The organism is Rhizobium viscosum (assembly GCF_014873945.1).
GTDB lineage: Bacteria > Pseudomonadota > Alphaproteobacteria > Rhizobiales > Rhizobiaceae > Rhizobium > Rhizobium viscosum.
The window spans coordinates 279,004-292,234 of the sequence record NZ_JADBEC010000002.1 but is presented as its reverse complement, the minus strand read 5'-3'; the positions used below and the strand labels follow the sequence as shown (position 1 = coordinate 292,234).

At 57.9% G+C, this 13,231-nt stretch carries 13 protein-coding genes and 1 pseudogene; 6 read left to right on the top strand and 8 right to left on the bottom strand.

Translation table 11 applies throughout. From position 1 onward, the window contains the following. The first annotated feature begins 160 nt into the window (after window positions 1-160). From H4W29_RS22325 to H4W29_RS22315, 3 genes are all read left to right on the top strand, one after another. Window positions 161-1,216 (top strand): substrate-binding domain-containing protein, encoded by a 1,056-nt coding sequence (locus H4W29_RS22325; protein ID WP_192731052.1) that lies wholly within the window; start codon window positions 161-163, stop codon window positions 1,214-1,216. Between the two features lie 207 nt (window positions 1,217-1,423). After that, the gene (locus H4W29_RS22320) at window positions 1,424-2,353 is read left to right on the top strand and encodes a sugar phosphate isomerase/epimerase family protein (RefSeq protein ID WP_192731051.1); all 930 of its coding nucleotides are present in this window, start codon (window positions 1,424-1,426) and stop codon (window positions 2,351-2,353) included. Window positions 2,354-2,380: 27 nt separating this feature from the next. Beyond that, window positions 2,381-3,487 carry a Gfo/Idh/MocA family protein gene (locus H4W29_RS22315; RefSeq protein WP_246517413.1) on the top strand — a complete coding sequence of 369 codons (1,107 nt, stop codon included), beginning with the start codon at window positions 2,381-2,383 and terminating at the stop codon, window positions 3,485-3,487. A 74-nt stretch (window positions 3,488-3,561) separates the two neighbouring features. Here the strand turns inward: H4W29_RS22315 and H4W29_RS22310 are convergent, their stop codons facing one another. Continuing rightward, window positions 3,562-4,434, bottom strand: a complete 873-nt coding sequence (locus tag H4W29_RS22310; protein WP_192731049.1) for an IclR family transcriptional regulator — start codon at window positions 4,432-4,434, stop codon at window positions 3,562-3,564. A 255-nt stretch (window positions 4,435-4,689) separates the two neighbouring features. On the opposite strand from H4W29_RS22310, the gene H4W29_RS22305 reads away from it, so the two are divergent. Both H4W29_RS22305 and H4W29_RS22300 read left to right on the top strand, forming a co-directional pair. After that, complete coding sequence (locus H4W29_RS22305; protein WP_192731048.1) at window positions 4,690-5,124, top strand: VOC family protein; 435 nt, start codon at window positions 4,690-4,692, stop codon at window positions 5,122-5,124. Between the two features lie 3 nt (window positions 5,125-5,127). Further along, a complete protein-coding gene (locus H4W29_RS22300; protein ID WP_113201806.1) occupies window positions 5,128-5,571 on the top strand; it encodes a VOC family protein in 444 nt (147 codons plus the stop codon). A gap of 75 nt (window positions 5,572-5,646) precedes the next feature. Here the strand turns inward: H4W29_RS22300 and H4W29_RS22295 are convergent, their stop codons facing one another. Genes H4W29_RS22295 through H4W29_RS22280 form a run of 4 tightly spaced genes read right to left on the bottom strand, consistent with a single transcriptional unit; the run spans window position 5,647 to window position 9,809 of the window. Then, a complete protein-coding gene (locus H4W29_RS22295; protein WP_192731047.1) occupies window positions 5,647-6,894 on the bottom strand; it encodes an ABC transporter substrate-binding protein in 1,248 nt (415 codons plus the stop codon). Window positions 6,895-6,920: 26 nt separating this feature from the next. Continuing rightward, the gene (locus H4W29_RS22290; RefSeq protein ID WP_192731046.1) at window positions 6,921-8,024 is read right to left on the bottom strand and encodes an ABC transporter ATP-binding protein; all 1,104 of its coding nucleotides are present in this window, start codon (window positions 8,022-8,024) and stop codon (window positions 6,921-6,923) included. Between the two features lie 4 nt (window positions 8,025-8,028). Beyond that, the gene (locus H4W29_RS22285; protein ID WP_192731045.1) at window positions 8,029-8,937 is read right to left on the bottom strand and encodes a carbohydrate ABC transporter permease; all 909 of its coding nucleotides are present in this window, start codon (window positions 8,935-8,937) and stop codon (window positions 8,029-8,031) included. Next, window positions 8,934-9,809 carry a carbohydrate ABC transporter permease gene (locus H4W29_RS22280; protein WP_192731044.1) on the bottom strand — a complete coding sequence of 292 codons (876 nt, stop codon included), beginning with the start codon at window positions 9,807-9,809 and terminating at the stop codon, window positions 8,934-8,936. The genes H4W29_RS22285 and H4W29_RS22280 overlap by 4 nt, the downstream gene beginning before the upstream one ends. Before the next feature lie 186 nt (window positions 9,810-9,995). On the opposite strand from H4W29_RS22280, the gene H4W29_RS34445 reads away from it, so the two are divergent. Further along, a complete protein-coding gene (locus H4W29_RS34445; RefSeq protein ID WP_246517411.1) occupies window positions 9,996-10,187 on the top strand; it encodes a hypothetical protein in 192 nt (63 codons plus the stop codon). A 13-nt stretch (window positions 10,188-10,200) separates the two neighbouring features. Here H4W29_RS34445 and H4W29_RS22265 read toward each other — a convergent pair whose 3' ends face one another. From H4W29_RS22265 to H4W29_RS22260, 3 genes and pseudogenes are all read right to left on the bottom strand, one after another. After that, on the bottom strand, window positions 10,201-10,806 hold the full coding sequence (locus H4W29_RS22265; RefSeq protein WP_192731043.1) for a flavin reductase family protein: 606 nt from the start codon (window positions 10,804-10,806) through the stop codon (window positions 10,201-10,203). Between the two features lie 145 nt (window positions 10,807-10,951). Continuing rightward, window positions 10,952-11,068 (bottom strand): annotated as a pseudogene (locus H4W29_RS34905) (IS30 family transposase); the annotation flags it as partial. Between the two features lie 4 nt (window positions 11,069-11,072). Further along, the gene (locus H4W29_RS22260) at window positions 11,073-12,809 is read right to left on the bottom strand and encodes a ShlB/FhaC/HecB family hemolysin secretion/activation protein (protein ID WP_192731042.1); all 1,737 of its coding nucleotides are present in this window, start codon (window positions 12,807-12,809) and stop codon (window positions 11,073-11,075) included. Between the last annotated feature and the right edge of the window lie 422 nt (window positions 12,810-13,231).

The following is a 13,231-nucleotide window of genomic DNA, read 5'->3' as shown; positions in this document are numbered from 1 at the left end:
GGCCAGCCGAAGCTGTTGCTGTCAACGACCGGTGGCGTCGAAAATTCGCAGATGCCGGCTTCGCATTCGGCCGCTCCCTTTGGACGAAACCCCCATGATGGGTTAGAGATTGCCGTGTCCCAGCAAGGACATCGGCTGTCGAATTGGAGGAAACTGCGTGGTGGATCAAGCGAAACTGGCGGCATCCCGCAGGGCAGCACAGCGGGTGACCCTGCGCACCGTGGCGAAAGCGCTCGGCCTCTCCGTCACGACCGTCAGCCGCGCGCTCAAGGATGGCCCTGAGGTTAACCGTGAAACGATCGACCTTGTCAAAAAAGCTGCATCCGACCTCGGCTATCGACCGAACTTCGGTGGCATAAACCTGAGAACAGGCAAGACCCACGCTGTCGGCGTCATCATGCCGTTTCATCGGGATGGCGAGATGAATATCGTCGTCGCCTCGCTGATCGAGGGTTTTTGTGGCGCAATAAAACAACTTGGCTATCGCACGACTGTGGTCCCGCAGTTCCAGGCAGATGACCCGCTGGCAACTGTGCGGGATCTTGTCGAGGAGGGAACTGTAGATGGCGTCATCCTCACTCATACCAGGCCGCAGGACGATCGGGTCAAATATCTGCTGGAGGTCGGCATGCCCTTCGTCACCTTCGGCCGCACCGAACTCCTCAGCAAACATCCGAGCATCGATATCGACCACGAGGAGATCGGTGCGGCAGCGGCGGCGCGTCTGCTCGATGCGGGACACAAGGCGCCGTTGCTCGTCGCACCTTCCAGCCAGTTCACCTACAGCCTGCAATTCATCAAGGGCTGGACAGCTGAGTTCAACCGCCGGAACCAGACCGTTCCCGACGAGCGGATGTTCTTCACCGCAACCACGCCTGATAGCGGCAAGAAGATTGCCGTGGATGCGCTTGCCAAATATCCTGGTGTGACGAGCGCCTTCGTGGCAAGCGACGAGGCAGCCCTCGGCTTCGTTTCCGGTCTTGCCGATCTTGGCCGAAAGGTCGGGGAGAATTTTTCTATCCTGACCTATTCCGGCAGTCGCCTTCACGACTTCTACAATCCGCCGCTCAGCACCTATTATTTTCCGAATTTCGTCATCGGACAGCGTCTGAGCGATCTCCTCTACAGATCGATGCAGGGCGAGCCGGCATCCAGTCTGAGCGAGATCGTACGCGCCAGTTTTGTCGAACGCCGCAGCGAATTCAGCCTTCGCTAAAGATCCCCAGAAATCCCGCGTAGCGCAAGTCGTTCGTAACGTTACGAATTCGCCTTTCCCTGCCGCAATGCGGCAAAAGTTGCATGACGGAAGGCGTTGACAGCCTAAGCCTTATTGTGCATTCGTAACGTTACGAATTGACTTTTGGAGTAGGTTGGAGCGTTCCAAAGGGAGAGAAAGACATTGCGACAATGATGGGAGGACGGCGTGGGTGCTCAAGCACTTTTTTTCGGCTCGCCAATTTGGACGTTCAACTGGAATCCGCCTTATGCGGCGCCTCTGCGCCGGCTGGCGACCACCGGCTGCAAAGGGTTCGAGCTGACCGCATGGTCGGTCGAGATGCTCGGTTATTACACCGACAAGACGATCCGCGAGCTCAAGGCGATCGCCGACGGTGAAGGGCTGACGCTGACCAACTTCTTCTACAATCTGCCATTTTCACGCGACGATGGAGCGCCGGTCTCCCATGTGGACCTGGATGCCTATAAACGCGGCGTCGAGCTGGCGGCAAAGATCGGCACGCCGATCATGACAAGCATGACGCCTTATCCTTTCCAATCGGATATTCGGCCGATCCTGCAGCGGCCGACGGCCCAGGAATGGTCCGCTGCCGTGAGGCCAGAATGGGATTGGGCAGAGGAATATGAGGTCGTCGTGGAAGGCTTCTCGGCCGCCTGCGCTATTGCAGCGGAAGCCGGGCTGCGTGTCGCCATCGAGCCACATCCCTATCGCTGGGTCAGCTCCGGGCAAGGCATGCTGCGGTTGATCGAGCGCACGGGCGCTCCCAATCTCGGGCTCAATTTCGATCCAAGCCATCTCTTTCCAGCGGGCGACATGCCGCATTACGTGGTGCTGCAGCTCGGCGACCGGATCTACAACACGCATTTCTCAGACAATGAAGGACATACCAATGCCCACTGGCGCCCCGGTCGCGGCAAGATCGACTGGAAGGCGATTTTCGCGGCCCTGCGCACCATAGGCTATTCCGGACCGATCACCCTGGAACTCGAGGATGCGCCCGGCGCGTCGCACTGGACCCACTTCCGGGAAGCCACGCCTGAATTCGATTCCGAAATGAAGCGCGGCATCCGCTACCTGCGCGACTGCGCTGCCGAACTCGACATCATCATCGCCTGAGGAACAAAAATGAGCGGGAACAACCCTATGAGAGTCGGCATTGTAGGTGCCGGAAATATCAGTGCCACCTATGTCGCGACGCTGCATATGTTCGATTTCATTCGCGTGAAATCGATCTACGATCTCTACCAGGAGCCCGCCCGTAAACTTGCCGAGCAATTCGGCATCCAGTCGGTGGCGCTCGATTCAATGCTCGCCGATCCCGAAATCGGCCTCATCATCAACTTGACCACGCCGGCCGCTCACTATTCGATCAGCAAGAAGGCGCTACTTGCCGGCAAACACGTCTACTCTGAAAAGCCGCTCGGGGTTTCGATGGAAGAAGCCGAGGAACTGATGGCGCTTGCCCGCGCCGGCGATCTGCGGCTCGGCTGCGCACCCGATACGTTCCTCGGCGGCGGCCATCAGCTGACGCGGCGTCTCTACGATGAAGGCCGCATCGGCACGGCGATTTCAGCAACCGCCATGCTGCTTCTGCCAGGTCATGAGCACTGGCATCCCAATCCAGCTTTCTTCTACGGTCGCGGCGGCGGGCCGATGCTCGATGTCGGCCCCTATTACGTCACCAATCTGATTGCCCTTCTCGGGCCGGTTCGCGAAGTCTTCGGCGCTGCCAAGGTCACTCGCATCGAGCGGACTGTGAAGACGCAGCCACGTTTCGGCGAGACGATCAAGGTGCTGACGCCGACGCATCTGACCGGCGTCATGGAGTTCCATAGCGGTGCGACGGTGACGATCGCCACGAGTTTTGACGTCATCAAGCACAAGCACAACCAGATCGAGATCTATGGTTCCAAGGGCTCGATGGTAACGCCGGACCCGAACAATTTCACGGGCAAGGTCGAGATCTTCACCGAAGGCGATGAGGCCTGGGAGGAAGTGGCAGTCGACCATCCCTATGTTGAAGGCGTTCCTGGTCATCTCGGCCTGAGAGGTCTTGGTGCAGCCGAGATGGTGGATTCACTGCGCTCCGGCAGGCCGCACCGCGTCTCGTCGGAACTCGCTTTTCATGCCCTTGAGGTGATGACCGCCTTTGAACGATCTGCGCAGTCCAAACGGCCGGTCGCCATCCGCAGCAGCTGCGGTCGTCCGGATCCGATCCCAAAGCATTTGAAGGAAGGCAGTTTCATTTAGAACTCTATCCCCCCGGTCGGGCGATGCGTGAATGCATCGTCCGTCGAGGGAGGAGAGCTCAGACCGCTGGATGTCTATCGCTGCTTCGGCCTTGTTGCCGCTTTTTGATTTGCGCGCCTTGGTGCCGGCTTCTCGCCGGCCAGCTCTTTCGAAGCCATGTGAGGCGTTGCCGAGCGGATGTCGTTGGTGATTGATTGTGCTGCCGTGATCACCGCCTGTCTGATGTCCGCTATACGCTTTTCGTCGACGCCTGTGACGAAGGGAACGCTGACGGCTGCAATGACCGTATCCTGATGATCCCGGACGGGGGCTGCGATTGCGTGAACGCCGGACATTTGCTCCCCCATGTCCCGCGCCCAGTTCTGCTTCCTGATCAGCGCAAGCTCATCAAGCATCTGCCTGGGATCGGTAATCGTCTGGCTGGTGAAGCGCTCGAGCTTGGTCAGGCGGCGCTCAATATCCTCCTGCAGTGAAAAGGCGAGCAGGATCTTGCCGGCCGCGCCCGCATGAAACGGCAGGCGCTGGCCGGCCGTCGCCGACAGAGCATATTGGCCATGCCCCTGCGCTGAGGCGACGACCAGAATATTGTCACCTGATGGTACCGTCAGCTTGCTGCCTTCACCCAGGAGCTCCGAGATCTTGTTCAAATGCGGCTGCGCGATCGCCAGGAGATCGTAGCTCGCAACGGTGGGGGCGACATGGGCAGCAAGGGTGAGCAGGCGCCGCCCGAGCGTATAGCTTCCCGCCGGTGAACGGTGCACGAAATCGTAGGCGCTCAGCGTGTTCAGCATGCGGTAGACCGTGGTTCGCGACAGCTTCACGGCCTTTACTACGTCGCGTATCGTTGCGCCTTCCGGCGTACGCTCCAGGAGCGCAAACACCTCCACCATCTGCTCGATGACGGGGATCCGATATTTCTGCGCGGCGTCTTCACGAATGTCAGTCATTGAAAATCCTGCCAGGCCATCAGGCAATGCTTAGCCTTCCATAAGCAATGCCTGGAGTTCACGCAATCGCGGCTCCTTTCGATTGACTCCGACACGCGAATGCCGATAAATTCTTAAATGAACTTATATCAGTTCAAATAGGAAACGTCACGTCGATTTGTCCTCGGCACGACGTTCCGAAAAATGCCGGATCAGGAGGTTCGGCGAGTGGCTGCGCCAGCATGCGTGGTGAAACGGAAAGACGGAGGAGGATGCATGAAAAGTGTGAAATCGATCGGACATGTGGCCGTCAGTGTGAAAAACATCGACAGCTCGCTCGACTTCTATGTCAACAAGCTCGGCTTCGACGAAATGTTCCGGCTCGAGCGTGACGGCCGCCTGTGGATCGTCTACCTCAGGATCACCGACACGCAATTTATCGAGCTGTTTCCGGAGGGTGTTGGCGATAGCGCACCGCCATTTGCCAATGTCGGCTACAATCATCTGTGCCTGGAAGCCGAAAACATCGACGAGGCGATCGCCGACATCACCAGCCGTGGCGTTGTGTTGACGGCCGAAAAGAAGCTCGGGGTCGACAACAACTACCAGGCCTGGATTGCGGATCCCGAGGGCAACCGTATCGAACTGATGCAGCTTGGCGCTGACGCCATGCAGACGGCCGCTGTTCGCCGCATCAACGGACGGGCCTGAGCCATGGACCTTTTCAAGCATCTCGGTCATATCGCCTTGCGCGTCAACGACCTCGACAAGTCGCTCGCCTTTTACCAGAAGCTCGGCTTTCGCGAGATGACGCGTCTGCTGAACGATCAAGGCGAAGCGTGGATCGTGTATCTGCGCATCAACGACGATCAGTATCTGGAGCTTTTCCCAAAGGGCGTAAGGCGGCCGGAAACCGCCCCTGACACTATCGGCATCTTCCATATCTGCCTCACCGTCGAAAATATCGACAAGACGTTCGAAGAGCTTGCAAAAGTCGGTATTCAGCCCAGTCAGCCAAGGCCGACCAAAATCGGTATCGATGGCAATCGCGGTGCCTGGATCGAGGATCCCGATGGCACGCAGATCGAGGTCATGGAAATGGCGCCGGATTGTATTCAGCTGCAGGCCATCAAGAGGCTGCATGCTGAATCAGTCTGATTGCACTGTTTTGCTGTAGCGGCAAAATCTGAAAGAACCCGGCAGCCACCTGCCGGGTTCTTTCGTCTGTCGATCTCAGAAGATCTGGTCGTAGGCGTCCTGCATCGCCTGGACGAATTCATCATCCGTCCGCTTCGGATCGCTCCAATATTTATCGGCTTCCTGCCAGATGGTGCGATACCAGTCGGCGTCGGCCATATTGAAGGGGTTGGAAACTTGCTTCGTCGGGTCCTTGAGCGTTTCCAGAACGAGCTTGTTGCAGGCATCGAGGTTCGTCGTATCGGCGTCGGTACGAACGGGGCTTGCACCCTTCTTCAGCACGAAATCGGCATTGAGCTTCGGATCGACATCGAGCTTGGCGAAGTCTTCCTGAGCTTTTGCCGTGTCAGCATTGTTGGTGTTGAGAAAGCCCCAGGAATCGACGGTGACGACGACAGCCTTGGTTCCCGGAATGTTGATGCAGTCGAAATCCTCGCCGAGCTTCTTCTGCGCGGCCATGAACTCGCCCTTCATCCAGTCGCCATGGATCTGCAGCAGGGCCTTTCCGGTGATGACCAGATTGGTCGTGTCGTTCCATTGGCGATTGGGCGAGCCCGGATCCGTATGATCGGCGATCTGGCGGAAGCGCTTAAGAGCCGCCCGCATCTCCGGCGTATCGATCACGGTGCGGTCGGGCTTTTCCCCATAGAAACGATTGTAGATATCGGGGCCTTCTTCCGAGGCGATCAGTGCCTGCAGCAGATAAGCCTTTTGGAACTGGTCGCCACCCTGGGCGATCGGGATGTAGCCGGCGGCCTTGACCTTGTCGAATGCCGCAAAGAGATCGTCGAGCGATTTCCAGGACTTCGGATCGACGCCCGCAGCCTCGGCGACATGTTTGTTATAGTAAACCATGCCGTCGATATGCACGGTTGCCGGAGCCTTCATGATCTCGCCGTCGACAGTGATGTTCTTGAGGACCGAGGGCGGGAAGTTCTTCGTGGCGCCAATGCTATCGAACAGCTTGGTGAGCGGTACGCCGAGGCCCTGCTTGTTCAGATCCCGATAGATGCCGGGATCGGAATTCATGAAGATCGCGGGCGGATTGCCGCCAGTGATCATGTTCATCAGGCTGACATTGGCTCCGGAGTCATGAGCAATGGACAAATCTTTCCATTGGTGGCCGTCCTTGGCCCACGCCTCCCTGAGAACGGTGAGCGCCGCGATCTCGGATGGTTTGGACCAGGTGTGATAGACGACGACTTCATCTGCCCAGGCGTTGGCGGCAAGAGTGGTTGCGGCAAGCAACAGCGTCAGTCGTTTCAGCGATTTCCATTTCGTCATGCAACATTCCTCCCTTTTTAATCTGATCAGAGCCGCTGGCCGGTCGGAGCGTCGAAGACGTTCAATTTGGTCAGCGGCAGATAAACGGGCAGAGCCGGCTGGCTGCGATAGCGATTTGCGTCACGCCCATCAATGCGTACCGCGATGCTCTTTCCCGACATGGTCAGGAAGGCGAAAGCATCAGGCCCGGATTTCTCGAAATATTCGACCGGGCAATCGAAACGGACGGTATTTCCCGCATCATGGCGCTCCTCGATCAGAAGCTCCTCCGCCCGGAAGCCGATCTTCACGGGCTTGCCTTCGGCAGCCTTCGCCTTCCACTTATATTCGCCGAGATTGATGCGGATGCCGTCCTTCTCATCCACGGCAACGAGATCGCCGCCGTCGCGTCTGAGGGTGCAGTCGAGCAGGTTCATGGCCGGCGATCCGACGAAATCGGCGACGAAGAGATTGGCCGGCTCGTTGTAGATCTCATCCGGCGTGCCAAACTGCTGGATGACGCCTTTGTTCATCACGGCGATCTTGGTGGCCATGGTCATGGCCTCGACCTGATCGTGGGTCACGTAGACGACGGTATTCTTGAGCTGGTTGTGGAGCTTCTTGATCTCCATGCGCATCTCGTTGCGCAGCTTGGCGTCGAGGTTGGAAAGCGGCTCGTCGAACAGGCAGACGCCGTACTGTTTGACCAGCGCCCGACCGATTGCCACACGCTGGCGCTGGCCGCCGGAAAGCTGGGAGGGCTTGCGATCGAGCAGATGCTCGATCTGCAAGAGTCTGGCCGCCCAGGCGATCCGCTTATCCGCCTCCTCCCGCGAAATGCCGCGGGAAGACAGCCCGAAATTCATGTTCCCACGCACGGTCTTGGTGGGATAAAGCGCATAGGACTGGAAGACCATGGCGAGGCCGCGATCCTTGGGATCGAGGTAGCTGACATCCCGCTCGTCGATGAGGATTTCCCCGTCGTCAATCTCAAGCAGGCCAGCCAGGAGATTGAGAAGGGTCGTCTTGCCGCAGCCGGAGGGCCCGAGCAGCACCAGAAACTCCCCGTCACCGATGCTGAGGTTCAGGTTCTCGATGACCGTCAGCGCGCCAAACTTCTTGACGATATTGTTGAATGCGATGGAAGGCATGCCTCTATCCCTTGATGGCGCCGGCAGTGATGCCCTGCACGAAGAACCTGCCGAGAACGAAGTAGATGACGAGCGGCGGCAGCGCGGTGAGCAGCGCCGAAGCCATGTCGACCGCATAGTTCTTGGCGCCTGTCGTCGTGACGGTAATGTTGTTGAGTACGACCGTCATCGGTTGCGTGTCCTGCGCACCGAATGTCAGACCGACCAGGAAGTCGTTCCAGATGCCTGTTATCATCAGGATCAGCACGACGATCATGATGTTGCCCGACATCGGCAGGACGATCTCGAAGAAGATCCGCCAGAAGGAACCGGAATCGATCATCGCGGCGGCGATGATCTGCGGCGGCATTCCCTTGAAATAATTGCGGAAAATCAATGTGAGGAAAGGCATCGATAACACGCTGTGAATGACGGCGATGCCGAATGTCGTGCCGTAGATATGCAGTGCGCCGGTGATCTTGATCAGCGGATACATGATGATCTGGAACGGCACGAAGGCGCAGATGAAAAGCACGAACAGGAAGCCGTTCGCCCATTTGACGTTCCAGAGCGCCAGACCGTAGCCGGTAATGATCGACAGCGAGATCGTCAGAACCAGGCTGGGAGCCAGAATATAGAGCGAATTGACGAAGCCGATGCGCACGCCGTTGCAGTTCATGCCCGAACAGGCCTGCATCCAGGCATAGGACCAGGCATCGGTCGTCCAGGGCGAGGGCAGGGAGAAGATCTGTCCCTCGCGGATCTGATCCATGGTCTTGAAGGATGTGACGACGATGACATAAAGCGGCACCGCAAAGAAGGCGGCTGCCATCAAAAGGAATAGGAAGATCACCACCCGGTTCGGCCGGATCAGCGGACGCCGGCGCACCTTCGTCTCGCGACCGGCTTGCGATGCGGCTGATATTGCCGTCATGCCTCCCTCCTTTGCCTGATGGCGGTGATGATGACGAGCGGCAGGAAGAGAACGAGCGTCGTCAAGAGCATGACGGTGGCACCCGCCGATGCGAAGCCGAGGTTCTGCTTCTGCCAATAGGCATCGATGACGAAATAAGCGGGCATGACCGATGCGCCGCCCGGTCCGCCATTGGTCATGGCGACGATGATGTCATAGGCCTTCACTACGCCGATGCAGAGCAGGATGATGCAGGTCAGGAAGGTGAGTTTCATCATGGGAATGATGACCTCGATATAGAGCCGCCAGAAGGGCACGCCGTCGAGGCGCGCGGCCTGCCAGATTTCGGTATTGATCGACTTCAGGCCGGCGAGCATGAGCGCCATGAAGAAGCCGGTCGATTGCCAGACCGCAGCCAGGATGACGCCGAACATGACGGTGTCCTGGCTCGCAAGCCAGTTGAAGGAGGCGCTCTCCCAGCCCATCGAGTGCAGCACATTCTCGACGCCGAGGCCCGGATTGAAGAGCCAGCGCCAGACGAGGCCTGTGACGATCAGCGAGACGGCAAGCGGATAAAGAAAGACAGTGCGGAAAACCCCCTCGCCATGCACTTCCTTGTCGATCAGCGCTGCCAGGATGAAACCTGTGACGATCGACAGCAGGCTGCCCACAGCAAAGATGACGAGGTTCTGCAGCGACAAGATCCAGGACGGATCGTGAAACAGCCGCCAATACTGCTTCCAGCCGACCAGCTCATAGTCGGGAAAGCGTCTGGACGCCGTGAAGGAGAGATAGACGGTCCAGCCTATCGCCCCAATGAAAAAGACAAGCGTCAACAGTGCCGCAGGCGCAACGGCCAGATTCGGAATGACGCGGCTCCATCGGATTCCCATGAGCCTCCTCCTCAGGTCGTCAGCGATCTGCTCCTCCAGTTCGCTGCGCGCCTGTTTCTTATATGAACAAGATCTAGTTCATAATAGACCAACTATAGGAATCAAAAAATCGGGATGTCAAATAACAATTGGCTGTGCCCACGGGTGCGGTCTTCCGCACCGCCCTCGGCGCGATCGAGGCGGCCCTTGTCGACATCAACGGTAAAAACGCTCGGCGTTCCGGTCTTCGAGCTCCTTGACGGCAAATATCGCGATCGGGTCGAGTTCAACACCGATTGGGGAGCGGTCATGGCCGCCTCCATGGCGATGACGGTGCCGATCGCACTCCTGTTCCTCTTTTTCCAGAACCTTGTCGTCGGCAGGGCGACTAAGGGCTAAATTGGCCTTCCGCTCAGAGCGGGGACCCCACGCGCTCGGCAGGTTCGGGTTCAACTGAAAGCGCTTCGCCAATTGCGTAGAAATGGCCGCCCGCGACGTGATGCAGACTGCGCCATTCGGGGCCGGCCGTTTCAAAGTGCCAGTGTCCGTCGCGAAACGCTCGATCGTCTGCCCATGCCGCCGTTACCTCACCGATGAACAGGTCGTAGGCGTCCTGTATATGAGGCTCATTGATCAGTTTGCACGAGAGCCAGGCCGAGCAGCCTTCCACGAAGGGCACGTCCTGTCCCGGCACATCAAAAATCGAGACCCCTGACTTCTCTAGCTTGTCCGGCTCTTCATACAGGCTGCGGTTCCCGACTTCGTGGGTCAGCGAGAGCTGAGCAATCGTTGGCACCTGTATGACGAAACGTCCGCTTGCCTCGAGCATCGCGCGCGTTTGGGCCATCTTATCGACGACGACGGTCAGCTTCGGCGGATCGATATCGAGCGCGCAGCACCATGCAGCAGCCATGACATTGTCGATGCCGTCGTGGCGGGCCGACACCAGGATCGTTGGCCCGTAATTGATCAGGCGAAAGGCCTTTTTGAGTTCAACAGCCTTCATATGCTCGTTCATTTGAAGCCCATAGTGGTGACGTTGCAGTCCTGGGTATTTCTCCGCGCCTTAAGGCGAACTCAGGCGCTACGAAACTGCGTGTTTCCTGATGACGCTTGGTGAAACTGGCCGCAATGCGTCATAGCCGGTTTGCAAGGGTAGGGGATCAGGCTCCCTCGCGCAAATATGCCATGAACACCTCGGCCGGGGTTTTGCAGCGGAGGCATTTTCGCGGCCGGTCATTGAGATATTCGGCGAGCTGGATCAGATCGCGCCGTGACACCATGTCAGAATGCCAGCGCAGCGCTCACGAAGAATAAATTTCTCATGCTGGTATCCGCCGGGCTCTTGAAGATGTGAGAATAGCCGAGATCGGCATTGATCGTCCCGCCTGCCAGACGGCTTCCGACTGTCCAGCTGGCGATGTCGCCGCTTTCGATGCCGAAGCGCTCCTGCCCGAAAACGTGGCCGTAATCGATTCCGGCATAGGGCCGCAATTCGCCCAGTCTGTTGACGAGAAGCGCACTGCTTGCCCATGGCTGCGTGCGCCAGACGATCTCGTTGCGGGTGAAGAGGCCATTATTGCCAAACAGCACGCTGTCGCGGGTGCCGCGTATGTTGCTGTAGCCGCCAAGAGAGATTTGCTCGGCCCCGAACAGATTGTCCGGCGAATATTGCCCGTTGATAACGGTGGCATACTGCAAGTGCTGGCCGGAGATTTCGAAGGGTGTAGTGACATTGAGCGTAGCGGAGAATTTTGAGAATTCCGGCTCGGCATCAGCAGCTGCCGGCTCGCCACGCTGGACCGCGTCGAAGATATCAAGCCCTTGGCTGTAGCCGAGATCGAACACCCAGACCCCGCCGAGCATCCGGCGCGAATGGGAGATGCCGAGACTGCCGACGCTATATTGGCGGCTGCCGACCTCGATGCGGTTGCCCATCAGGAAATTGTCGGTCTGTTTGTAGTTGAGAGCGGTATTCAGCGTCGTGATGGAGTCCTTATCGCGCAGCAACACGCGATCAAGGCTGAAACCGAACTGGCCTGAATCGCCCGAAGTTTCGATATCGGTGAAGTTGCCGGGAATCGTGCTGCTGTAGCGATACCAGGAGCCGTTTAGGCTCAGCGTCCAATAGCCGTAAGGCACGCTGAACGAGCCGGAAATGCTATTGCTTCGGCCCACCCCGTCATTCGGCCAGGGATAGTCCGGTCCGGTGTGCTGATAGGAAAGCGAGAGGAGGTCGTTCAGATCGAACAGATTGTCCATGCCGAGCGAGAGCGACGTTTGCGAGTAGCCCGTCGAAGCCTGACCGAGATTGTTGTTTGCGGCCGAGAGATGCCACGGCCTGTCCGGCTTGTTCTCGACGTTGAGGATTGACTCGCCCGGATGTGCGCCCGGCAACATCGCCGTCTTTGCGCTATTGGAGGAGAGCCGGTTGATCTGGTCAAGGCCTTGTTCGATGTCCCGAATATTGACCGGCCCGCCTCGCATTCCCGGAAAAGCTGTTGCCAGCTCGCCACCGGCGGTGACCGGCTTGCCATTCAGGTAGATATCCGAAAGCGATCCTTCCGCTGCGACAAGACGCAATGTCTTCGTTGCGGCGATGTCTTGCTCCGGAACATAGAAGCGTGAGGTGATGTAGCCCTTGTCCACATAGAGAAAGGTCAAGCCCTTCAGCAGGGCGTTGATGTCGGCAAGGCCTATGCAGCTGTTTTTATAGCGTTCGAGAACTGGCGCGAGTGCTGCCTGCGGCAGCAGTGTAACGCCTTGCGCCTCGACATGCGTAACGCCGAAGCACGGTCCCTCGCTCTTATCGACCTGCGGCGGTGCTTCTGCCCGGGAATCCTCAGGCGTGGCAGCCTGGAGGGCATTGAGCCGCTGTGCACGTTTCAGGTCGGTCTGCCGGCGCATGAACTCGTCTGCCGGCGATCTCGGTGGTTCGGCTGATTGCGCAAAGCCTTTGGCTGCCGCAAAGCTTGCTATGGCGAAAACCGCGAGCCACGACGTCGGGAGAATGCTTCGCATGATGCGCTTCTACTTCCGTGACGGTTTTTGAAATTCAGTCGGGCCCTTCAGGGAGACCGTCTCTTTCACGCAATAACGCAATTCCATGCCTCACCGTCTTATTTTCGCAAATGCCGGAAGCGCTCGCCAAGCGAGCATTTTCCAGCCCATGATAACCCTCGTAGAGATTGAATCTTTCGCCAAACTTAACGCTATCTCAACAGAAGGTTGCTCACGCCTCCTATCGCTGGGTTCTACGGCAAGTTTGGCACCATCATTGCAACTAACGAATTGATTTATCTAGATCTCTTTAACTTTAGAAAACAAACGCCCGTAGGTATTGCCTGAAATCGTCGAAGTCATATTAAGGAAATCATCATCTTAAGATTGAACAGTTTTATCGTGCACGTTGACTCTCACCGTTAAGTTGTCGCATTGCCTGA